This is a genomic window from Microbispora sp. H10670 (assembly GCF_014161385.1).
GTDB classification, from domain to species: domain Bacteria; phylum Actinomycetota; class Actinomycetes; order Streptosporangiales; family Streptosporangiaceae; genus Microbispora; species Microbispora triticiradicis.
In genome coordinates this window covers 44722-67902 of the sequence record NZ_JABBWW010000025.1, presented here as the reverse complement: position 1 = coordinate 67902, position 23181 = coordinate 44722, and the positions used below count along the sequence as shown (strand labels likewise).

The 23181-nt window shown below is 72.1% G+C and carries 16 protein-coding genes; 5 read left to right on the top strand and 11 right to left on the bottom strand.

The annotated features are described in order from the left end of the window. Positions 1-17: 17 nt before the first annotated feature. The 3 genes from HHX33_RS28055 to HHX33_RS28045 all read right to left on the bottom strand — a co-directional run bounded on the left by HHX33_RS28055 (position 18) and on the right by HHX33_RS28045 (position 4101). On the bottom strand, positions 18-2012 hold the full coding sequence (locus HHX33_RS28055) for a cytochrome c oxidase assembly protein (RefSeq protein ID WP_310741562.1): 1995 nt from the start codon (positions 2010-2012) through the stop codon (positions 18-20). Beyond that, positions 2009-2608 carry a copper resistance CopC family protein gene (locus HHX33_RS28050; protein ID WP_182877217.1) on the bottom strand — a complete coding sequence of 200 codons (600 nt, stop codon included), beginning with the start codon at positions 2606-2608 and terminating at the stop codon, positions 2009-2011. The genes HHX33_RS28055 and HHX33_RS28050 overlap by 4 nt, the downstream gene beginning before the upstream one ends. Positions 2609-2808: 200 nt before the next feature. Next, complete coding sequence (locus HHX33_RS28045) at positions 2809-4101, bottom strand: helix-turn-helix domain-containing protein (protein ID WP_138461278.1); 1293 nt, start codon at positions 4099-4101, stop codon at positions 2809-2811. A gap of 1019 nt (positions 4102-5120) precedes the next feature. Here HHX33_RS28045 and HHX33_RS28040 point away from each other — a divergent pair. Then, a complete protein-coding gene (locus HHX33_RS28040; protein WP_182877216.1) occupies positions 5121-7973 on the top strand; it encodes an AfsR/SARP family transcriptional regulator in 2853 nt (950 codons plus the stop codon). 11 nt (positions 7974-7984) lie between these two features. Here HHX33_RS28040 and HHX33_RS28035 read toward each other — a convergent pair whose 3' ends face one another. Continuing rightward, positions 7985-9508 (bottom strand): PucR family transcriptional regulator, encoded by a 1524-nt coding sequence (locus tag HHX33_RS28035; RefSeq protein ID WP_182877215.1) that lies wholly within the window; start codon positions 9506-9508, stop codon positions 7985-7987. Positions 9509-9617: 109 nt separating this feature from the next. On the opposite strand from HHX33_RS28035, the gene HHX33_RS28030 reads away from it, so the two are divergent. Further along, positions 9618-11906 carry a molybdopterin cofactor-binding domain-containing protein gene (locus tag HHX33_RS28030; protein WP_259402929.1) on the top strand — a complete coding sequence of 763 codons (2289 nt, stop codon included), beginning with the start codon at positions 9618-9620 and terminating at the stop codon, positions 11904-11906. Between the two features lie 37 nt (positions 11907-11943). On the opposite strand, the gene HHX33_RS28025 is transcribed toward HHX33_RS28030, so the two are convergent. Together HHX33_RS28025 and HHX33_RS28020 are read right to left on the bottom strand one after the other, a co-directional pair. Next, the gene (locus HHX33_RS28025; protein ID WP_182877214.1) at positions 11944-12633 is read right to left on the bottom strand and encodes a hypothetical protein; all 690 of its coding nucleotides are present in this window, start codon (positions 12631-12633) and stop codon (positions 11944-11946) included. A gap of 238 nt (positions 12634-12871) precedes the next feature. Then, positions 12872-14557 carry a SecDF P1 head subdomain-containing protein gene (locus tag HHX33_RS28020; RefSeq protein ID WP_182877213.1) on the bottom strand — a complete coding sequence of 562 codons (1686 nt, stop codon included), beginning with the start codon at positions 14555-14557 and terminating at the stop codon, positions 12872-12874. Between the two features lie 156 nt (positions 14558-14713). Here HHX33_RS28020 and ald point away from each other — a divergent pair, with 156 nt between their 5' ends. Beyond that, a complete protein-coding gene (gene ald, locus HHX33_RS28015; protein ID WP_182877212.1) occupies positions 14714-15832 on the top strand; it encodes an alanine dehydrogenase in 1119 nt (372 codons plus the stop codon). A 25-nt stretch (positions 15833-15857) separates the two neighbouring features. On the opposite strand, the gene HHX33_RS28010 is transcribed toward ald, so the two are convergent. After that, a complete protein-coding gene (locus HHX33_RS28010; protein WP_182877211.1) occupies positions 15858-16535 on the bottom strand; it encodes a DUF3105 domain-containing protein in 678 nt (225 codons plus the stop codon). A 105-nt stretch (positions 16536-16640) separates the two neighbouring features. On the opposite strand from HHX33_RS28010, the gene HHX33_RS28005 reads away from it, so the two are divergent. Next, positions 16641-17309, top strand: a complete 669-nt coding sequence (locus tag HHX33_RS28005; protein ID WP_182877210.1) for a DUF305 domain-containing protein — start codon at positions 16641-16643, stop codon at positions 17307-17309. Positions 17310-17375: 66 nt separating this feature from the next. Here the strand turns inward: HHX33_RS28005 and HHX33_RS28000 are convergent, their stop codons facing one another. Next, positions 17376-18224, bottom strand: coding sequence for an alpha/beta fold hydrolase (locus HHX33_RS28000; RefSeq protein ID WP_182877209.1), 849 nt, complete (start codon positions 18222-18224; stop codon positions 17376-17378). 103 nt (positions 18225-18327) lie between these two features. On the opposite strand from HHX33_RS28000, the gene HHX33_RS27995 reads away from it, so the two are divergent. Continuing rightward, entirely contained in the window at positions 18328-19206 is an 879-nt protein-coding gene (locus tag HHX33_RS27995; protein WP_310741561.1) for a helix-turn-helix domain-containing protein, read from the top strand. Between the two features lie 19 nt (positions 19207-19225). On the opposite strand, the gene HHX33_RS27990 is transcribed toward HHX33_RS27995, so the two are convergent. Genes HHX33_RS27990 through HHX33_RS27980 form a run of 3 tightly spaced genes read right to left on the bottom strand, consistent with a single transcriptional unit; the run spans position 19226 to position 23124 of the window. Continuing rightward, complete coding sequence (locus HHX33_RS27990; protein ID WP_182877207.1) at positions 19226-20299, bottom strand: threonine aldolase family protein; 1074 nt, start codon at positions 20297-20299, stop codon at positions 19226-19228. A 39-nt stretch (positions 20300-20338) separates the two neighbouring features. Next, a complete protein-coding gene (locus tag HHX33_RS27985; RefSeq protein ID WP_182877206.1) occupies positions 20339-21004 on the bottom strand; it encodes an SDR family oxidoreductase in 666 nt (221 codons plus the stop codon). A gap of 23 nt (positions 21005-21027) precedes the next feature. Further along, entirely contained in the window at positions 21028-23124 is a 2097-nt protein-coding gene (locus HHX33_RS27980; RefSeq protein WP_182877205.1) for a DUF6421 family protein, read from the bottom strand. Positions 23125-23181 lie beyond the last annotated feature (57 nt).

The following is a 23181-nucleotide window of genomic DNA, read 5'->3' as shown; positions in this document are numbered from 1 at the left end:
GCGTGGGTCCCGCCCGGTCAGCGGGACCGGTCGCGCCGGTTCAGCTTGGCCAGGTAGTCGTTGTAGGCGTCCAGCTCGGCGTCTCCGGTGCCGCCGCCCGGCTTCGCCGCGGCGGCGTCGGCCCGGCGGTCGGCCCGGCGGGCGACCCGCTCGTCGTCGCGCCACCACTGGAAGCCCAGCGCGAGCAGCACGATCAGGGTGGGGATCTCGCCGAAACCCCAGGCGATGCCGCCCCCGGTCTGCTGGTCGGACAGGGACGAGGCGCCCCAGGTGCGCCCGAGCTGGTCGTAGTACGCGCCGGCCAGCACCGTGCCCATGCTCATCAGGGCGATGCCGAAGAACGCGTGGAACGGCATGGTCACCATGAGGAGCAGCAGCCGCCCGGCGTGGGGCAGCTTGTGCGGCGCCGGGTCCACGCCGATGATCACCCAGAAGAACAGGGTGCCGCTCAGCAGGAAGTGCGTCGTCATCGCGATGTGCCCGAGGTGCTCCTCCATCGCGGCGGCGAACAGCGGGGTGAAGTACAGCGCGAACGTCGACACCACGAAGATCGCCGTCGCGATCGCGGGGTGGCTGACGAACCTCATCACCCTGCTGTGCAGGATCACCGTGATCCACTCGCGGGGTCCGCGGTCGCCGCGCCGTACGGCGGGCCTGAGCGCGCGCAGCGCCAGCGTCACCGGCGCGCCCAGCACGAAGAAGATCGGGACCAGCATCGACAGGATCATGTGTTCGGTCATGTGCACGCTGAACAGCACGGGCGCGTAACGCGCGATGCCGCTCTGGGTGCTGAGCACCAGGATGACGACGCCGAGACCCCAGCTCACCGTGCGGCCCACCGGCCACTTGTCACCCCGCCGGGCCAGCCGCACGACCCCCGCGCCGTACAACCCGGCCAGGGCCGCGGCGAGCACGGCGAAGAACAGGTCGAACCACCACAGCGTGAACAGGTTCCCCAGGGACAGCGGAGGCGGGAGCAGGTAGCCGAGGAGCTCGAACGCGCGGTCGACCGGCGTGTTGACGGGCGGCGGGGCGGTCCGGGAGAGCGCCACGCCGACCCCCATCGTCGCGCCCATGAGCATGACCTCGCCGAGGGCCAGGCGCAGGAACGCGTGCGGCTCTCCCGCCGACAGCCTCGGCAGCGTACGGCCCCGGTGGCGCCATCCCAGGTACCCCAGCACGGCGAACGCCGCGACCTTGGCGATCAGGAGCAGGCCGTAGGCGGAGGTGAACAGGTCGCCGATCGTGGCCAGGCGCGAGGCGCCGGCGGCGACGCCGGAGAGGCCGACCCCGATGAAGCACCACAGCGCCATCCGCGAGAAGCGCGCGGCGGCGACGTCGATCTGCGCCTGCCCGCGGAGCGCGTGGACGCAGATCGCGGCGAGCCCCCCGACCCACAGCGCCAGGAAGAGCAGGTGCATGCCGACGGAGGTGGTGGCCAGCCCGTGGTTGGGCGCGGAGGAGGAGTGCCCGGTCAGGGCGGGCGGCAGGAGCGTCACCAGCGCGAAGACCAGCAGTCCCGCGGCGGCGCCCGCCGTGATCGCACCCCGGGCGAACAACGCGATGGCGACGGCGAACAGCACGACCAGGGTCAGCGCGATGCCCTGCGGCACCTGGCTGGCGTAGCTGGTGAGCTCGTTGCCGGCGAGGATCTCCCCCACCGGCGCGCCGAGGGTCTCCGACAGGCTGAAGACCAGCGCCACCGCCGCGGCGACCGCCCAGGCCAGGGCGGACCACGAGGCGCCCTTCACGTAGCTCTGGGCCGGCCTGCCGAGCAACCCCTTGTCGCTGGGCAGGAAGGCCGCGGCCACGGCCAGCAGTCCCACGGTCAGGACGCCGGAGACGTCCATCGCGAGCTTCGACAACGGAAGCATCCAGCGCGTCAGCGTGCCCTCGTCGGGCAGGCCGGGGATGATCCGGGGGGTCGCGGCGCCGCCGAGCACCATCGCGACCACGAGAGCGCCCGCCGTCGCGCACAGCGCCGCGACGGTCAGGCGCACGACCCTGCTCACGGCTTCTTCCGCAGGCTCAGGAACATGCCGATGCCGATCCCGGCGATGCCGAAGACCACGGCCCAGAACCAGCCGGGCACGCCGCCGCCCTCGCCCTCGGCGGTGTGGGACGCCTCTCCCATGCCGGACGCGGCATCGGCCGACGTACCGGACGACGCGACGGGGGGCGCGGAGGCCGTGTCCTCCGGCTCGGCCACGGAGGTCGCGCTGCCCAGCGCCTGGTCACCCACCACGGTGAAGGGGATCTCCCCCTCCAGGGGGTGACCGTCGGGAGAGACCACCCGCCAGGCGATCGTGTACCGGCCCGGCGGAACCGCGTCGGCCACCGCCTCGGTGACCTTGGGGCCGTTGACGGCCGGAGCGCCCTTCTCGTAGCGCTTGCCGTCCTCGCCGCGGACGACCACGACCGGGAAGCGCACGGAGTCCGCGAACTCCAGGGTGACCTTGGTCAAGGTCTTGACCTGGGCGTTCTTCTGCGGGTCGCTGCTCTTGAGCGAGGTGTGCGCCTGGGCCGGCAGGACCTGGGCCGCGCACAGCAGGAGCGACACCAGGAACGCGGCGAGGCCGGCGAAGGCGGCGAGGATGGGTCTCTTCATGACAGTCCCAGGCTACCGACGCGTGTGCCCGGTCCACACCCCCGCACCGGAAGACGGGGACGACCTGTCATGTCCCCTGCTCAGGGGCCCGGCCGCACAGACGGATCCGGGCCGGAGCGCGACGCTCCGGCCCGGTGGGTCAGGTCTGTATGGGGCCTATATATGAGGCCCCGTGGACGAGCGGTGTGCGGGGACGCCTGTCACAGCCCGGCGCAGGCGAGGGCCCGCTGGTAGGCGGCCACGCTCTGCCGATCGTCACCGATCCGCCGGCGCATCTCGCCGATGGTCATCCAGTCCTCGGCCGTCTTCCGTGTGGGCAGCGCGTCCTCCAGCCAGTCGCTCACAATGTCCAGTTCGCCCGCCGCCTTGTCATCCTGATGCAGCAGGAAACGCGCCTGGCTGAGGAGGAGGGCGGCTCGTGTCTCCAGCCACCCTGAGGTGCCTCGTACCAGATCGATGGCGGTCTGCGCGTACTCCACGGCCTGTTCGGGATACTGGAGAACGATCTCCGCCCACGCGAGGGCGAGTGCGCCATGAGCCCTGTCGAAGGTGCTTGTGGCCGCTGCCTCCATCTCCCGCTGCGCCCTGAGCAGGAGGTCGCGTGCCTTCTCCGACTCCTCGGGGTGCAATCTGAGGAGCATGTTCGCGTACGCCTGCCGAAGGCGCGCCAGGTTGCGCGGCTCACCGGTCTCGGACTGGATCGCCAGCGCACGCTCGATCAGGTTGATCGCCTCCTCCCCGCGTCCCACCTGCTCGGCGACGAGGGCGGCGTTCCAGGACGAGGCGACAGCGGATCGGGGGGTGCCCAGGGCTTCGGCGGCCGCCAGCAGTTCGGTCGCGAAGTGCCCCGCCCGGAGCAGATCGCCGCGCCACAGATAGACGCTCAGCAGTGTGGCGCCGAGTTCGACCAGACCGTCGTTCCATCCGGATCTGGCCATCGTCTCCAGCGCATGCTCGCCCACCTGAACGGCGGCGGAGTAGTCACCGCGCTCCCGATGACACCGGCACAGCGCCAGAGCCACGGCGACCTTGCGCTCCTGCGTCATCGCCTCCGCCTCGGACCCGCCGAGCTCTTCCAGCACGGAGATGGCCTCGGCAACCTCGCCGCACGCCTCGGAGGCCAGCGCGTAGCCGTAGCGGGCCTCCACTCGAAGGGCGGGGAGACCCAGGAGGTTGCCGTCGGCGAGCAGTTCGGCGTACCGGCGGCGGGCCTCGGCGACTTCGCCGTTCTCCAGCGCCATGCGGGCGAAGCTGAGGCCGACTTCGAGGTCCTCCATCTGCTCGGCGGTGACGCCGTTGACGAGGTAGGTGAGCGAGCAGTCCAGCTTCTGCGCGAGCAGTTCCAGGACCGCGGGGGTGGGAGTACGCTTGCCGCTTTCGATCAGTGATACATAACTGTCAGAAAGTTCGGGATGCGCCAGCTGTGCTTGTGAGAGACCCCGCTGACGGCGAATCGCCTTGATGCGCTGTCCGACCAGATCTTGCGCGGCCATTGGCAACTCCTGCAATATTGTAGGCCCGGCAGTCTGAGCTGATGGGAGATCCACCGTGCGCCGCCTTGCCCTACCCGTTCTTACCCTCATCATTTCGGCCACACTGGCCGTTGGAGGCGATGTTACGCTAGTAAGTGCCCCCGCGTCTTCTGACCAGATGAATTTGCCCGCCTCGAACGCGTGCTGCTGATCACAACAGACGTCCGGTGGCGTGCCGGGGTGCCGGAGACCAAGATCAGATATTGCCCGGCACCACCACCCTCTCCGACGCCCCGGCGCCCCAATCGAAAATTACGGCCGCATCGGCACCGTCGCTTCGTAACTATCTTCACAACCAATTTGGCCGAATAAGCCGGCAGGGAGAATCGCTTCACCAACCCCCCTCATCGGAAATATTCTCAACGAGAATCATCGACCACCGGCTCTCCCCATCTCCGACATCATATTCGGCGATATATTCACAAGGCCGGCTTTCACCTATTCGGCAGATCCGAATGAAAGCCCTTTCCGTTCGGCTGTCGCGACGACTGTCGCACGCGCCTCCCGGCCGCCTCCTCCGCGACTCGACCCGTCGCGTCATGGCCCCGCGAAGCGCCCTACTCGGACCTTAGCCCCCACAGGGGCACGGAAGCCCACCAACCGCCGCCTCGGCAGACCCCACGCTTCCGCCGGGCGTTGCCTCGTGCACACGAGAACCACCCTGTTCCGCGCCGTCCTCGGAGGGGGCCCACGTCATCCTCATATCTAGACGGAATCTAGATATGTAGTGGCATATTTGAGGTTCTGTCAGAGTGGGGAAGCGAAGTCCGATGACCTCGTAATGCGGTAGTAGTGAAGAACGTCGGGGATGCGGTGGGGTGCGGCCACGAACTGCCAAGCCGGTGCCTTCAACCGCCCCTGACAGACTTCCACAGAACGCGTCTGTGTCGTTACCCTATGGAGTCCGACGACGTATGGATAACGCGGAAGAGCACGGAACGTCGCAAGGCTCACCGTATCGCCTGCAACTGCTTGGGCCCGTGGCGGCGTGGCGCGAAGGCCGGACCGTCGACCTCGGGCCACCCCTGCAGCGTGCGGCCCTGTGTGTCCTCGCCGCCCGCGCGGGACGGGTCGTCACCAAGGACACGCTGATCGGCGGGCTCTGGGGGGATCGTCCGCCGAACACCGCCGAACAGAGCGTCTACACCTACATCGCCGGTCTGCGGCGGGTGCTGGAGAGGGCGCCGGGCCGGCGCGGCCCCTACAGCACCCTGATCTCCCGGTCGCGGGGCTATGTGCTTGAAAGCGGGGCGGTGGAGGCCGACGTCGGTGACTTCGAACGCCATCTGGCCGAGGCCCGCCGGCTCCAGGCGGCGGAAGACCCGCGTGGCGTCCTGCGCATACTGGACGCCGCCTCGGACTGCTGGTCGGGTCCCGCCCTCTGCGGCGTGCCCGGCCCCTTCGCCGCGGCCGAGCGGGTCCGGCTGGAGGAGTTGCGACTGACGGCTCTGGAGGACCGGGCCGGCGCGATGCTCGATCTGGAACTGCACCAGGAGGCCGTGACGGCCCTCACCGAACTGGTCACGGAGGCTCCCCTGCGGGAGCGGACCCGTGACCTGCTCATGCTGGCGCTCTATCGATCGGGCAGGCAGGCCGACGCGCTCGACACCTACCTGGACGTCAAGCGGTTACTCGCCGAGCGGCTCGGTCTGGACCCCGGCGAGGCCCTGCGCGAGCGGTACGAACTGATCCTGCGGGCCGATCCCTCCCTGGACCCGGAGCGGAGCGTGACGACCGACGCCGGTCCCGGGGCTCGGCCGCCACGTCAGCTTCCGCGCGCGGTCACCGGCTTCGTGGGCCGGGTCGAGGAGCTGGTCCGCCTGCGATCGCTGCTCACCCCCTGGGACGGCGGCGTCCCACAGGCCGTGGTCGCGATCACCGGCGCCCCCGGAACAGGCAAATCCGCCTTGGCCGTCCATGCCGCGCACACCGCGGCCCACGCGTTCCCCGACGGCCAGCTCTACGTGAACCTCCTGGGAGCGACGCCAGGTGTAGAGCGTCTGGAGCCGATCGGCGTGCTCGGCAGGCTCCTGCGTGCGCTCGGCCTGGAGGGCAAGGCCGTGCCGTCCGAGGAGGAAGAGGCCGCGGCGGTGCTGCGCGATCGGCTGGAGGGCCGCAGGACCCTCATCCTGCTCGACGACGCGGCCGGGCCGGAGCAGGTCCGCTCCCTGCTGGGCCTGCCGTCGGGCAACGCCGTGCTCATCACGAGCCGGGAGTCCTTCGCCGTGGCCGACGACTGCGTGCGAATCATCCTCCGCAGAATGCGGCGGTCCGAGGGGGTCACCGTCCTGTCGAAGCTCGTCGGGGCGGAGCGGATCTCGGGGGATCCGGCCGCCGCGGCCCATCTGGTCGAACTGTGCGGCGGGCTGCCGCTCGCCCTGCGCCTGGCCGCCGCCCGGTTGGGCGAGCGACCGGACTGGAGCGTGCGGGACCTCGGGGGGAGGCTGGAGGACCGGCGGCGCACGCTGCACGAGCTGGAGTCGGGCCAGATCGCCGTGCGGTCCAGTCTGGAGCTCAGCTACGAAGGGCTCGCCCGCGGCGGCGCGCTCGATCGGCTGGCCGCGCGGACGCTGTGTCATCTCGGCGTCCTGCACGTGGCGAGCGTGACCGCCGACGTGGTGGCCGCCCTCGTCGGCGAGCCCGCCGACGCCGCCGAGCGCGCCCTTGACCGCCTCGTGCGGGCGCATCTGCTGGAGACCGGTGAAGCCGGCCGCTACCAGCCGCACGACCTCGTGAGGCTGTTCACGATCGAACTCGCGGACGCCCACCTCACGCCGCAGTCACGGAAGGACGCGCTCATGCGGGCGCTCGGCTTCTACGGCGCGACCTCACGTCACGCCAGTACCCTGCTCGATCCGCACCGTGTGCACCTTCCCTGGCCCGATGTGCCGCAGCGCCCGCTGTCCCTGAGTACCCCGGCCGAGGCCAGAGCGTGGCTCGACCAGGAGCTGACACATGTGATCTCCTCCGCAGCACAGGGGATGGCCAGCGAGGACGACGAGATCGCACGCCGGGGGGCCTATGTCGGGTTCGCGCTCATCTGGGAGCTGACGAGGGGCACGCACCTTCGCGAGCACCTCAGCTTGAGCCGGCAGGCACTGAAGGTAGGCGAGCGGACCGGCGACCAGGAGATCCTGCCCCCGGCCCATTTACAGGTGATGTACGCCCTACTCGCAGTGGGCCGGCCGGTCGAAGCGCTCCCCCACCAGGAGGCCGAGCTCGGGCTGAGACGTGCACAGGGAGACCGGTTCGGCGAGATGCGCGCGCTGGGCAATCTGGGCCTCGTCCACCTCCATCTGGAACGGTACGCCGAGGCACGTGAGTGCACCGAGGCCCAGCGCGTGATCGCCAGGGAGATCGGGTCCCAGGTCGGGGAGCGTCATTCACTGCTCACAGGCGGAAGCGCCTGTCTGGGCCTGGGCGAGATGCCCGCGGCCATCGCGCTTCTCGGTGAGGCCGTCGCGCTCGCGGAGGCGGCGGGAGATCGCTACCACGAGTGCGACGGCCTCCTGACGCTGGCCAGGATCTACCTGGACCACGGTGACCCGCTCACCGCGCAGCCGCGCCTCGATCGCGGCCTGTCCCACGCCCGCGAGCTGCGCCATGTGACGAAGGAGTGCGAAGCGCTCATCATGCTGGCACGAGCGCATCGCCTGCTCGGCGAGCCCGAGCTCGCACTGCACTGTGCCCTGAGGTCGCTGGCCATCGGGCAGCGGTCCGGGGACGAGCAGCTACGCCGTCAGGCGGAGGACGAGCTTCGCGAGATCGGGGAGGCGTTCCCCGGGGTGGAGGTCACGCCGCCGCGCTCCGCGGAGGAGGCGCTGAGCCGCTGACCGCGGCGGGGCTACCCGGCGCGCAGGGCGAGGAAGAGGTCGACGCGGTCGGCCATCGACGACAGGTCCCTGCCGGTCAGCTCCTCGACCCGCCTGATCCGGTAACGCACCGTGTTGACGTGGACGTGCAGGCGCTCGGCGCAGGCGTTCCACGAACCGGTGCAGTCGAGGAAGGCGCCGAGCGTGCGCACCAGCTCGGCGCCGTGCCGCCGGTCGTAGTCGAACAGCGGCCCGAGCAGCCGCTCGGCGAAGGACGACCGCACCTCGCCCGGCGTGGTCGCCAGCAGCAGCGCGTGCGTGTAGATCTCGTCGCCGGTGACGACTCCCCCGCCGCGCGCCGCGGCCAGCCGCCGGGCGTGGCCCGCCTCCTCCACCCCGCCCCGGATGGCCTGCGGGCCGGTCAGCGCCCCGCTCACCCCCACCGACACGGTGAGCGCCGGCAGCCCGGCCGCGATCACCGCCGCCCGGTCGCGCAGCCGCTCCGCGAGGGCGTCGCGGTCGTCGCCGTACGCGTCGCCGCGCAGCGGGACCAGCGTCACCGACGCGTCCGCCCCGGCCACCGCCACCACCCGCCGGTCCAGCAGCTCCTCCACGACCTGGCCGCCCAGCAGGGCGGGATCGGGACCGTCGGTCGCCCCGCGCCGGCTCGCCGCCGCGGCGACCAGCGCGTACGGCTCCGCCGGGTCGACGCCGCAGGTCCGCAGCCGCGCCGACAGCTCCGTCGGCTCCCCTCCCGAACAGGCCAGGGCGATCAGCTGTTCGGCCAGCCGCCGTTCCACCCGCCGGCCCGCCTCGGCCCGGGTGCGCTCCAGCGCGACGCAGGCCGCCAGTTCGAAGCCGATCTCCGCGTCGACCTCCCCCCGGCACACGAGGGCCCAGCCGGCGGCCCGGTGCGCGCGGTCCACGGCGAACAGCGTGAACCGCCCGCCGCGGTCCACCACCACGGGCAGGCGGACGGCGGCGAGGTAGTCGCGGGCCAGCCGTACGGCCTGGTCCTCGGGCAGGGCGCCCGCGACGACGGAGCCGCAGGCGGACACCACGGCGGCCGTGACGCCGAGCTCGGTCTCCACGAGCGCGAACAGCTCCCCCAGCCCCGCTCCCTCGGCCACCGCCGCCACGACCCTGCGGTGCCGCCCGAGAGCGCCGCGCAGGTCACCCGCCTGCACGGCGGCGACGCGCCGGCCCACGAAGTCGGTGACGGCGCCGAACGACACCTCGACGGGCACCTCCAGCAGCGGCAGGTTGTGTTCGCGGCAGGCCGCCACCAGGTCGTCGGGCACCATGCCGAGCCGCGCGTCGCCCGCGCCGATGGCGGCCACCCCCGCCTCCGCGAGGGCGGCCACGAACCGCGCGGAGTCGCCGGGAGACCGCCGCCACATGAGCCCGGTCAGCACCAGCTCGCCTCCCGACAGGTAGCGCCGGGGGTCGGGCAGGTCGGTGATGAGCACCCCGCTGATCTCGCGCTCGGGCGTCTCGTCGCCCGTCAGCAGGACGAGCCGCAGCTCCGGAGCGGAGAGCAGATCACGAAGCAGCACGACCGACAGCCTATTTGGAGGTATGTACAAGCATCGACCCCGTCCGCCGTCCCGATTCCCATGACCACGCCGATAGGCCGGGGCCCGGTCCGGTTGCTGTACTACGAGCATGACGCGGCCGATGACGACGGACACCCAGCGCCCCTCGGGGCCGGGTTCGGGGCTCGGCGAGAGCGTGCCGCGCCCGGACGGCAGGCTGAAGGTGAGCGGGGAGTTCGCATACTCCTCGGATCTGTGGCTGGAGGGCATGCTCTGGGGCGCCACCCTGCGCAGCCCGCACCCGTCGGCGTGGATCCGCTCGGTCGACGTCGGCCCCGCCCTCGCGATGCCCGGCGTGTTCGCCGTGCTGACCCACGAGGACGTCCCCGGCGAGAGGTTCTACGGGCTGGAGCACCGGGACCAGCCGGTGCTGGCGATCGACCAGGTCCGCTACCAGGGCGAGCCCGTGGCGATCGTGGCCGCCGACCATCCGGAGACCGCGCGCCGGGCCGCCGCCGCGATCGTCGTGGACTACGAGGTGCGGCCGTCCGTCGTCGACCCCCGCCGCGCCGCCTTCGACCCGTCCTGCCCGGCCGTCCACCCCGGGGGCAACGTCGTACGGCACCAGCCGGTCAGGGTGGGGAGCACCTTCGAGGCCGAGGTGGTCGTCACCGGCGAGTACGAGGTCGGCATGCAGGACCAGGCCTTCCTCGGCCCGGAGTCGGGACTGGCCGTGCCCGCCGAGGACGGCGGGGTGGACCTGTTCGTCGCCACGCAGTGGCTGCACGTCGACCAGGGTCAGGTGGCTCCGTGCCTGGGCCTGCCGGCGGAGAGGGTGCGCCTGACGCTCGCCGGGGTCGGCGGCGCGTTCGGCGCGAGAGAGGACCTGTCGATGCAGGTCCACGCCTCGATGCTGGCGCTGCGGACCGGCCGCCCCGTCAAGATGGTGTACGGCCGCGAGGAGTCGTTCTTCGGCCACGTCCACCGGCATCCCGCCCGGATGCGGTACGAGCACGGCGCGACCGCCGACGGGCGGCTCGTCTACGTGCGGGCCGAGATCCTGCTCGACGGCGGGGCCTACTGCTCGTCCACGCCCGCCGTGGTCGGCAACGCCGCCTCCCTCGGCGTCGGGCCGTACGAGGTGGACAACGTCTGGATCGACGCGTACGGCGTCTACACGAACAACCCGCCCTGCGGCGCGATGCGCGGGTTCGGGGCGGTGCAGGCCTGTTACGCGTACGAGTCGCAGATGGACCGGCTCGCGGCGGCCTGCGGGCTGTCCCCGGTGGAGATCCGGGTCCGCAACTCGGTGTCGCAGGGATCGCGGCTGGCCACCGGGCAGCTGATCGACAGCCCCGCGCCGCTCGCGGAGATGCTCGCCGAACTGGCCGCGATGCCGCTACCCGCCGAGCCGCCGCCCGCCGGTCCGGACGGCGCGGGGTCCGACGGCGCCGGGCCCGACCTGCGCCTGCTGCCGGGCGGCGTGGCCCAGGCGACGCGCGGCGAGGGCGTGCGGCGGGGCGTGGGCTACGGCGTCGGCATCAAGAACATCTGCTTCTCCGAGGGCTTCGACGACTACTCGACGGCGCGGGTGCGGGTCGAGCTCGCCGGTGACGAGCCGCACGTGCTCGTGCACACCGCCGCCGCCGAGGTGGGGCAGGGCCTCGTCACCGTGCAGGCCCAGATCGCCCGTACGGAGCTGGGCATCGAGCGGGTCACCGTCGCCCCGGCGGACACCGCGGTCGGCTCGGCCGGGTCGTCCTCGGCCTCCCGCCAGTCGTACGTCACGGGCGGGGCCGTCCGGGCCGCCTGCGTGGCGGTGCGGGAACGCCTCGGCGCGCTGCGCGCGGAGTATCCCGGGCTGTCGCTCCCTGAGGTGCTGGAGCGGTCCGGGCCGGTGGAGGAGACCCGGGAGTTCCGCCACCGGCCGACCTTTCCGATGGACCCGGTCACCGGCCAGGGGAACTCCCACACCCAGCTCGCGCTGTGCGTGCATCGCGCGGTGGTCGACGTCGACGTGGATCTCGGCCTGGTCAGGGTCGTCGAACTGGCCGCCGTGCAGGACGTGGGGAAGATCCTCAACCCGCTCGCCCTCGAAGGGCAGATCCACGGCGGCTCGGCGCAGGGGCTGGGGCTCGCGCTGATGGAGGAGATCCAGGTCAGGGAGGGCAGGGTGCTCAACCCCTCGTTCACCGACTACCTGATCCCCACCATCCTCGACATGCCGCCGATGCGGCTGTCGATCCTGGAGAACCCCGACCCGCACGCGCCGTACGGGCTGCGCGGGGCGGGCGAGCCGCCCACGCTGTCGTCGACCCCGGCCGTGGCCGCCGCCGTCAGGGCCGCGACGGGCCTGGATCTCCCCCGGGTGCCGATCAGGCCCGAGGACATCGCCCTCGTGCCGGCCTCCCGGCCCTGAGGACCGGCCGGCTCGCCGGCTCGGTCCGCTCGCGGGCTCAGTCGGCGATGTAGCCGATGGAGGTCACCTCGTAGCCGCGGGCCTTCGAGCCGCCCAGCCGCATGAACATCGCGCCGCCCTCGTAGGAGTAGGCGCAGCTGTAGCCCTTCGGGTCGCGGTTGCAGCCCTGGAAGACGTAGGCCACGCCCTTGGGGTCGAACCTGTTCCGGAAGAGCGTGGCGACGGCCCTGTTCGTGGCGGCCTCCAGACCCCGGTAGCGGTCGCCCGCGCGCCACGCCTTGAAGAGGTGGGTGGCCGCGGCGGACGGCTTGACGAGGTGCCGGGACTCGTACACCTTCACGACCTTCGAGCCCGAGACGACCATCAGGATGCCGTCAAGCCCGCCCGGGACGTTCACGCTGGTGTGGACGAACCGGCAGTCGCGCCCTCCGGTGCAGCCCGCGAACCTGTCCGGGGCCCGGAAGGGGTAGGCGAAGATCGTGGAGACCGCGCCGGCGGTGGCGACCCGGGAGGCCGCGTGGCGGTCCCGGCGCAGCCACGCGCCGAAGAGTTTCTTGGCGACCGTCGCGGGCGCGGGCCTGAGCCCCGTGGACGCCGCCTGTGCGGCGGACGGGGCCGGGGCCTGCGCAGTGGAGTGCGCGGAGTGCGCGAGCGCCGGAGCGGCGGGGAGAAGCAACGCGGCGGCGGCGGCCGGACCGGCCACGCCTCGCAACCATGGTGCTGACACGCTCCGCACGCTACCGGGCTCTGCTTGCACCCCGATTGCCCGCGGCTTGCACGCCCGCCGGACCCCCGGCCGCCGGGTATCGGCACCGCGGCCCGCTCGGACATGGGCCGCAGCGAGCACCGGCATCCACGAGACGTCTGGCGCGCCCGTGCATGAGCACGGACCGCGGCGGACATGGGCCGTCGGGTGGGCGCGGCACGGCGTTCCCGTCGCGCCGTAGGTCTGACGGGGCGAGGGGTCAGACCATGTCGTCGGGGTCGCAGGCGACGCCGTCGTGGTCGACGTCGACGTACCAGTCGTACTCGGGGTGACGGCCCTTCGTGTACGGCCCGGCGCCGTGGGCCTTCGCCTCCTTGCACGAGGCGTACCGGCCGCCGTTCCCTCCGCCCGTGCCCGTGCCCGCCGAGGTGAGAGCGGCCTGCGTGGCCCCGGGCTGCGCGGCGCCGGTGCGGGAGCCGGAGCTTATCGTGCCCTGCCCGCCGTTCTGCTGGGAGACACCGGGCGGGGTCGAGCCGGGCTGAGGGGCGTTCTGGTTCGTGCCGGACTGGTCGAGGCCCGGCTGGGTCCCACCCTGCTGAGTTCCGCCCGGCTGTGTGCCGCCCGGTTGCGTGCCACCGGGCTGGGTTCCACCGGGCTGGGTTCCACTCGGCTGAGTCCCGCCTGGCTGAGTCCCGCCCTGCTGGGTTCCGTCCGGCTGGCCGGCGCCGGGCGTGGGGTTCTGCTGCTGGCCCGCGGGGGCCGATCCTCCGGTCAGCAACCCGATGATCGCGTCGGCCTGCGCCTTGTCGAAGCCCGCGATGCCGAGGCTGTCCTGCGTGATCTCCTGGGCGACGCGGGGCGCCGCGACGACCTTCTCGCCCACCACGACCGCGAGTTGCTGCTTGACGGTGTCCCGGGTGAGCTGGGCGATCTCCTCCCGGCTCGACGGCGACAGCACGAGCCGGACCGAATAGGTGCCGTCGTTGTCGGGCACCTCCTCGATCTTCTGCACGGTCTTGACCGTGACGCCCGGGTCGAGCAGGTAGCAGGTGGTTCCCTTGTCGTCCGGGATCGCGTCGGTCCCCTCGCAGGGCGCGGGCCGCACCCCGGTGACCGGGGCGAAGTGCACGGGGGTGGTCAACGTGTGGACGGGCGTCTGCTTGAGCGGGGGCGCGTCCGGATTGCGGGTCATCAGGACCGCGACCGCCCCGAGGACGCCGGACATCACGACCACCGTCACGAGCGCCGCCACGAGGGCGATCGTCGTCCCCCTCGCCGCGCGCGGCTCGGACGGCCCCTCCGGAGCCGCGGGGCCGGCGGGCGCGTCGAGGGGCACATCCGCCGGAGCCTCTTCTACCACCTCGACCACGACGTCGGGCGGGACGGGAGGAAGGTCGGCGAGCGCCTCGACGGGAACACCGGGAGGAACGTCGAGGGGGACGCCCGGAGGAACGTCCGCGAACACGCCGGGGGGCATCTCGCCCGGCCCAGCGGCGCCGGGAAGCCCGGGCGCGCCGAGCCCCGCGGGTATCTCCGCGTCGCGGAGGCCGTCGTCGGGGAGGCCCGCGACCCCGTACGGGTCATCGGTCACGCGGGGACCGTACGGGTCGCCGCCCACGCCGGGAACGGCGCCGATCACCTCGGTCTGCCCGAACCCGTCCGGCGGGATCTCCTGCGGGCCGTACGGGTCGCCGGCCGCACCCGGTCCGTCTCCGGGCACGCCGTACTCCGCGGCGTGGCTGCCGCCGGGCGGGCCGTACGGTGCGGCGTGCCTGCCGCCGGGCCGGCCGTACGTCCCGGCGGGCACACCGCCGGCGTCGTCCGGGCCGGCCACGCTCTGCAACGGTGCCGTCTCAGTCCCCGGGGTCGGTCCGCCGGGCCGCGGACCGGGTTCCTCGTCTCCCGGCACGGGCGCGTTCTGCATCCCCACCTCGATCCCTGACATCGCTCGCAGAGCCTACCGACCTATGCCAACGGTAGGTAACCGGGCGACCATATGCGGTTCAGCGGCTTCCAATCCTGACCATTTGTCATGAATGCCAGCCAAATTGTTGCTCGTTGCCCACTGCCAGGGCAAACACGGGGAGCAGACAGTGAGAACATGAAGGTGGGAGTGCCCCGAGAGATCAAGACCCATGAGTATCGCGTCGCGCTCACCCCTGCCGGGGCCAACGAGTTCGTCCGCAAAGGCCACCAGGTCGTCGTGGAGCAGGACGCCGGAAGGGGGTCGGCGATCCCCGACGAGGACTTCGCCGCCGCGGGGGCGGTGATCCTCGACTCCGCCGACGAGGTGTGGGCGGAGGGCGACCTGATCCTGAAGGTCAAGGAGCCCGAACCGGACGAGTACCACCGGATGCGTGCGGGCCAGGTGCTGTTCACCTATCTCCACCTCGCCGCATCGGAGCCGTGCACCCGGGCCATGCTGGAGGCGGGAGTCACCGGCATCGCGTACGAGACCGTGCAGCAGCCCGACCGCACGCTGCCGCTGCTCGCGCCGATGTCGGAGGTCGCCGGGCGGCTGGCTCCCCAGGTGGGCGCCTACCACCTCATGCGGCAGGGCGGCGGGCGGGGGGTGCTGATGAGCGGCGTCCCCGGCACCTATCCGGCCAAGGTCGTGGTGATCGGCGCGGGCGTGTCCGGCATGAACGCCGCCGCCGTCGCCGTCGGCATGCGGGCCCAGGTGCTGCTGCTCGACCGAGACGTCGACCGGTTGCGCCAGGCCGACCTGGTCTTCCGGGGCGACTGCCAGACCGTCGCGTCCAACGCGTACGAGGTCGAGCGGGCGGTGGTGGACGCCGATCTGGTGATCGGCGCGGTGCTCGTGCCGGGCGCGAAGGCGCCGACCCTGGTGAGCAACGACCTCGTGGCCCGGATGAAGCCGGGGTCGGTGCTCGTCGACATCTCCGTGGACCAGGGCGGCTGTTTCGAGGACTCCCGGCCGACCACGCACGCCGACCCGGTCTACCGGGTGCACGGGTCGGTGTTCTACTGCGTGGCCAACATGCCCGGGGCGGTGCCGCACACCTCGACGTACGCGCTGACCAACGTGACGCTTCCGTACGCGCTGTCGATCGCCGACCTGGGCTGGCGCGGGGCGCTGACCGCCGACCCCGCGCTCGCCCTCGGCCTGAGCACCCATCAGGGCCACCTCGCGAGCCGCCCGGTGGCCGAGGCCCACGGGCTCGAAGCCGTGCCCGTGGACCGCCTGCTGGTCCCCTGAGTCCCTCCGGGAGGGACGACCCCGGTCAGGAGGACGGGGACGCGCCGGGCATCGGCTCCTGGCTGGTCTCCGCCTGCGGCGGCGGGAGCGGCTGCTCGGAGGTGGTGCCGACGCCGCCCGTGCAGGACGCGCCGTACTCGGGGGTGTAGGTCGGGTTCTGCTTGTACTTCTTCACGAACTCCGGCAGGCGGGGGTCCTCGGCACCGTCGAGGGTGATCTGGTGGTCCCACGAGGAGGCGACGACCTTGGCCGGCAGGTTCGGGTACGGGCTCAGCAGCATGTAGTCGGCCGAGGCGATGGTCTTCAGCTTGTCGACCTCCGCCTTCGGCAGGTCCGGACGGTAGGTGATCCACACCGCGCCGTGCTCCAGCGAGTGGACGCCGTGCTCGTTGTGGATGGGCTTGTCGTAGATGCCGCAGTTCTGCCAGTAGTAGTTGTGCTGGCCGCCGACGGGCGGGTTCTCCTTGTAGTCCACCTTCGCCCAAGAGTGGTCGGAGCCCTTGTAGTTGAAGGACTTGACCGCGCCGAGCGACTTGCCCGAACGGTCCTTCACCACCCACACGGCGACAAGAGCGACCAGGACCACGATGACGAGGCCGCCTATGCCCCACATGAGAAGCGCGGCGCGCCGCTCCTTGCGCTTCTGGTCGGCGCGCATGCGGGCGAGGTGCTCACGCCTCGCCTGCGCCTTCTCCTTGGTCATCGCTCCTCCAAGCACTGATCACTGACGCCCCCGCTGGGTATGGAGAATAGTGGTTATACCTACCACTTCGGGTAGATCTTGTTTGGCGGCGGTAGCCTGTGGGCGATGAGCACTGACCTCGACGCCTCGGTGGAGACCGCCTCCCCGCCCCGGCGCTCCTTCCCCCTCCTCGGGCTGATCGCCGTACTGCTCGCGGCGGCGGTGCTCGTGGTGTTCTTCACCAGGCAGGGAACGCCCTCGGACTCCTCCCCCGAGGCGGGGTTCGCGCGGGACATGGGGGTCCACCACGCCCAGGCGGTCGAGATGTCCTTCGCCCTCCGCGACAAGACGTCCGACCAGGCGCTGCGCGGCCTGGCGTACGACATCATCACGACGCAGAGCACGCAACGTGGAATTTTCATGGGCTGGCTGCAGCAGTGGGGGCTGGACCAGAGTGCGAGCCGCCCCCCGATGGCCTGGATGTCCGGGCACGGCCACGGCGGCGGGGCCGCCACCGCCATGGCACCCGGCGGGACCATGCCCGGCATGGCCACTCCCGCCGAGATGGACAGGCTGAAGGCGGCCACCGGCAAGGACGCCGAGATCCTCTTCCTCCAGCTCATGATCCGCCATCACCAGGGCGGGGTGGAGATGGCCGAGGGCCTGCTCCGGCTCTCGTCGCGGGAGGAGGTGCGGGCCTTCGCCCAGCACATCGTGGACAGCCAGAACGCCGAGATCCGCACGATGAAGGAGTTCCTGGCCGCCCGCGGCGCCCAGCCCCTGCCCGCACCGTGACCCTCCCCGCACCGAGACCCTCTCCGGCCTGCCCGCCGTCGGCTGGGGGTGACGGCGAATGGGCCTTCAGCCCCTCCCGGCGTGGATCGCGGTGAAGGCCAGCAGGGGGCCGGCGGTCCTCGCCGGGTCCTCGAGTATGGGCGAGTGCCCGAGACCGGGCAGCAACTCGACCTTCGCGCCCGGAACCGTCCGGTAGTCGGCGGCGGACGAGGATCGCCACCTGCGGTCGTCCTCGCCGAAGATCACCAAAAGCGGCTTGCCGAGGGCCGTCAGCCGCTCCGGGAGCGCCTGTTCCTCCAGGTAGGCGCGGGTGCCCACCATCGTCGCGGTGAGCGTGTGGTAGGTCATCATGCGTACCTCGTCCAGAAGCTCCTGTGGGATCTGATAGCCCGCGCGGCTGAAACCGGTGCTGGCGAACCGGCGGATCTGCTCGTCGGCCGGCGGCCACTGCGACGGTGCGATCGCGGCGGACTCGGATGCGATGTAGGCGGCCATGCCGGGTCCGGTGTTGATGAGCACGAGCGCGATCACCAGGTCGGGTCGTCGCTCGGCGAGAGCGGTGGCGACCGCGCCGCCGCTGGAATGACCGACCACGATCGCGCGCTCGACGCCGAGCCGGTCCAGTGCCACGCCGGCCCGGCGTCCCTGGTCCGGGGTCGCGTAGCTCGGGCCGGCCGGTTTGGCCGACCGCCCGTGCCCGAGCAGGTCGATCCGGATGACGCGATGCGAGCCGGTCAGCAGCGGAACCAGGGAGTCCCACGAGCGGACCGAGGAGGCGGACCCGTGGATCAGCAGGAGTGCCGGGGCGTCGCGGGGGCCGTCCTGGCACACGTGGATGTCGCCGTCGTCCAGGGACAGCGTCGTACTTTCGGTGGTCTCGGCTTCCGCATGCCGATCGCCGTCGGAAACAGTCATGCGCCCACTGTCGCCGCCGGTGCGCGCAGGCGTCTTGGACGAATGTTCCCCTCGGTCGTTCCCTCCGGTCGGTCCGCGCGGCGCTCGGCGTAGCCTGGCGGTCGTGTCGGCTTTCGTGCACGGTGAGACGGTGTGGGACGTCGCCTGTCCGCGGGGGCCCGGCCGGGTGGCCGGTGTCACCATGGCCGGGTTCCGCGTCGGTGACCTGGACGCGCTCCGGATGGTCCCGCACCCGGCCGTGACGCTGCTGCTGGAATTCGGCGCCGGTTCACCAGTCGTGGACTACGCCGCCGGGCGGCGGCAGCGCGGAAGTCTCGTCGCGGGGCCCGGGCTCGGGTCCGGAGGCGCGGCCTGGGCACGGGGGGAGAACGTCGAGTGCGTGCAGGTACGCCTGTCCCCGGTCATCGCACGCGCGATTCTGGGCGTCTCCCCCGCCGACCTCGACGGCGCCGTGGTGGCCCTCGACGACCTGTGGGGCCGGGAGGCGTCGCGGATCCGTGAGCGGCTGGCCGACGTCTCCTCCTGGGAGGATCGTTTCGCGTTGACCGGCGCGCTGCTCGCCCGCCGGCATGAGGCGGGGCCGCCGGTGGACCCTGAGGTGGCCTGGGCCTGGCGCCGCATCGCCGGAGGTCGCGGCCTGGTCCGGGTCGACCGGCTGGCCGCCGAGCTCGGATGGAGCCGTAAGCGCCTGTGGTCCCGATTCCACGCACAGATCGGCCTGCCGCCCAAGCGCGCCGCGAAGCTGGTCCGCTTCGATCACGCCGCCCACCGCCTGGTCGCGGGCGGCAGCGCGGCCCGAGTCGCGGTGGAAGCCGGCTACGCCGACCAGTCCCATCTGCATCGAGACGTCATGGAGTTCATCGGGGTGACCCCGGCGAACGTGGCGGGCGAGCCGTTCCTGGCGGTCGACGACATCGCATGGCCCAGCCGGCAGGCTCCCGCCAGACCGAACCTCCCGTCGGCCGCCAGTCCAGGTCCCTGATCCCGGGGAGGCGCACTCCCTAGGCGCGCAGCTCCTCGGCGAGCGCGGCGGCGAAGGCGTCCACGTCGGCCTCGGTGGTGTCGAAGGCGCACATCCACCGCACCTCGATCATCCCCCCACCGATCTGCTCGTCCCAGTTGTAGAACCGGAACCGCTTGCGCAGCCGGTCGGCCACGTCCGCGGGCAGGATCGCGAAGACCCCGTTGGCCTCGACCGGCCGCGGCACGGTCACGCCGGGCAGGTCCCGTGCGGCCGCGGCGAGCCGCCGGGCCATCGCGTTGGCCTGCCGCGCGTTGCGCAGCCACAGGTCGCCCGCGAGCAGCGCCTCGAACTGCACCGACACGAACCGCATCTTGGAAGCCAGCTGCATGCCGGTCTTCCGCAGGTACGGCAGGCCCCTGGTCGCCGACGGGTTGAGCACGACGACGGCCTCGCCCAGCATCAGCCCGATCTTGGTGCCGCCGAACGACAGCACGTCGACGCCCGCGTCCGTGGTCAGGGCGCGCAGCGGCACGTCCAGGGCGGCGGCGGCGTTGGTGAGCCGCGAGCCGTCGAGGTGGACGACCAGGCCGAGCTCGTGCGCGTGGTCGCAGAGCGCCCTGATCTCGTCGGGCGTGTAGACGGTGCCCACCTCGGTCGCGTTCGAGATCGTCACGGCCCGGGGCTGGGCCCGGTGCACGTCGCCGAAGCCCCACGCCTGCCGGTCGAGGAGATCGGGCGTCAGCTTGCCGTCCGGGGTGGGCACGGTCAGCAGCTTGAACCCGCCGACGACCTCCGGGGCGCCGCCCTCGTCGTTGTTGACGTGGGCGGTCTCCGGGCAGATCACCGCCTCCCAGTGCGCGCACATCGACCGCAGCGACACCACGTTGGCCGCCGTGCCGTTGAAGACCGGGAACGCCTCGGCCTGCTCGCCGAAGTGGCGGCGGAAGACCCCCTGCAGCGCCTCGGTGTAGACGTCGTCGCCGTAGGAGACCTGGTGCCCCTCGTTGGCCAGGGCGATCGCCTCCAGGACCTCCGGATGCACTCCCGCGTAGTTGTCGCTCGCGAAGGTGCGGATCGCCGGGTCGTGCCGCCGTACGGCATCGGTTGTCACGAAATCTCTCCCCACAACACTCAGCGGAACAGCGCCGGGTCAGCCGACCGGATCGGGCGTGAGGTCGATCCGCCGGCCGTTGACCTCCGCCGCGTCCTGGTCCCACAAGGCCTCTACGGCCGCCGCGAGGTCCTGCACGTCCGTGAAGGTACGGTACGGCTTCTCCGGGTTCGCGGCCCGCATCTCGTCGTGCACCAGCGCGGTGACGACGAGGACCACGGCCGCGGCGGAGGTGCCGGTGAACGCGTCGGCGAGCGACAGCGTCCACGCCTCGGCGGCGGCCTTGGCGGCGGCGTAGGCCGCGCCGCCCTTCACGGGCTTGCGCGCCGCCCGGGCCGACACGATCACGAAGCGGCCGTCCCCGCTCGCCCGCAGCAGCGGCTCGAACTCCAGCGACACGTTCTGCAGGGTCCTGATCAGCAGGTCGTGCAGCAGGTCCCAGTCGTCGAGCGAGGTCTCGGCGAAGGTCTTCGACCCGCGCCAGCCGCCGACCAGGTGGACGACGCCGTCCACCCGGCCGTGCTCGGCGCGCACCCGCTCGGCCAGGTCGCGTACGGCGTCCCGGTCGAGCAGGTCGACGGCCAGAGCCCCGTCCGCCCCGGTCTTGTCCACGGCGACGACGGTGTCGCCCCGGCCGGCGAGCCGCCCGACGACGGCGCGCCCTGCCGGGCCGCCCGCCCCGGTGACCACGATCACCCTGCTCATCGCACGTTCCTCCAGGTCCGCGCTCACGCCCGGATGCCCCGGGTCGACTCCACCACGTCGGTGAGCTTACGGCGCAGCGCCTCGTAGAACATGCTCAGGGGGAACTCGTCGGGCAGCACGGCGTCGACCATGGCCTTCTGCTCGGCGGGCAGCGCCTCCGCGCCCCGCTGCCACACCGAGGCCGGGTCGGGCTCGACGTACGCGGACACGAGCCGGTGCGCGGCCAGCCAGTGGGCGCGCTTGGACCGGTCGATCCCGTCCCGGTAGAGCTTCTCCACCTCGGCGCGCAGGTCGGCGACGCCGTCCGCGACCCGCGGCCAGTCGACCGAGAGCCGGTTGTCGGTCCACCGGACGACGCCCTGCCGGTGCAGGTAGGCGAACAGCAGCTGGCCGCCGAGCCCGTCGTAGTTGCGCACCCGCTCACCGGTGATCGGGAACCGGAACAGCCGGTCGAACAGGATGGCGTACTGCACGTACCGCGCGTGCGGCACGCCCGCGGCCTCCAGCTTCACGGCCTCGCCGTACGCCGTGAGGTCGCAGCGCAGCTCCTCCAGGCTGTAGAGCCAGTACGGCATGCGCTGCTTGATCATGAACGGGTCGAACGGCAGGTCGCCGTGGCTGTGCGTGCGGTCGTGGACGAGGTCCCAGAGCACGAACGTGTCCTGGGCGAGGTCCTGGGAGGCCAGCAGCCGGGCGGCGTCCGGCGGCAGTTCCAGCTTGAGCGTGGCGGCGGCCGCCTCGCTGACCCGGCGGAACCGGGCCGCCTCGCGGTCGCAGAAGATGCCGCCCCAGGTGAAGCGCGGCGGCGTCTGCCGCACGGCGACGGTCTCGGGGAACAGCACGGCCGAGTTGGTGTCGTAGCCGGAGGTGAAGCCCTCGAACGCGATCGGCACGAACATCGGGTTGTCGTAGCCGTTCCGCTCCAGTTCGGCCAGCCACGCCGGCCACACGACCCGGATCCAGACCGCCTCGACGTTCCGGTTGAGGTTGCCGTTCTGGGTGTACATCGGGAAGACGACCAAATGCTCCAGGCCGTCGGTCCGCTGGGTGTCGGGGTGGAAGGCGTTGAGCGAGTCGAGGAAGTCGGGCACGCCCAGCCCGGCCGCCACCCACGCGCGGAAGTCCTTCATCACGGCGTCGAGATACTCGCCGTCGTGCGGGAAGTGCGGCGCGAGCCGCGCGACGCCGTCGACGATCTCGCTGATGCACGCGACGGCCTCGTCGTGGTCGCCGGTGACCGAGCCGTCCTTGGCCTGCAACGGGCGCAGCCGCTCCACGGCGGCCGCGAGCGCGGCGAAACCGGCCGCGACCTCCTCGTGCCGCGCGTCGCGCGCCGCGGCTCCGGACGCCTCGGGCACCCGGGCGGCCCAGGTCACGAGGTTGCCCCACAGCTTCTCGTGGTCGTAGTCGCGGATCGAGTCGTCGCCGAACAGGTCGGAGTCGGCCAGCACGACCACCCGGCCCCTGCCGTGCCGTACGGCGACGGCGAGCGGGGCTCCCGCGGGGTCGGCCGACGCGGAGGCGGCGAACAGCACGGTCGCCCCGGCGGGTACGCCGAGCGTCCCGGCGCGGTAGAAGCAGGCCCGCCGGACCTCTGCCAGCAGATCCTGGGCCACGCCGCCGGGCTCGGTCACGGCCTGCGCGGAGGGGACGCCGAGGACCCAGGTGGCCACGGTGTTGTGGCAGTTGCCGGGGTCCTGCACGGTCGCGTGCTCGGCCGTGACCCCGAAGCGGGCGAGCAGGGCGCCGAGGTTGCTGCCGTACTTGTCCTGTTCGTGCTCGGCCAGCACGATCAGCCCGCCGCCGCCCGCGACGTACGCCTCGACGGCGTCGATCTCCGCGTCGGCGAAGACCGGGCTGCCGGAGCCGGTCGTGCGCTCCCAGCGGGCGTCGGAGGGGTGCGCCACCACGAAGACGTCGCACCCGTCCAGTACGGCCGGGGTGACGGGACCTTCGGTGTGCGCGCGGACCGTGTGGCCGAGCCGCCGCAGCGTCCCGGCGGCCTCCGCGTAGCTGTTGTCGTCGGGATGGGCGGGATTGATGGCCTCGGCGACCTCCCGCCGGATGGTCCAGGCCTCGCTGTGCGCCTCGTCGAACAGGACCGACGGGAAAGCCTTCATGAAAAATCTCCCGTAGTGTGAGCCGTCTTCCGGAAAATATACACATACCTCGCCTGA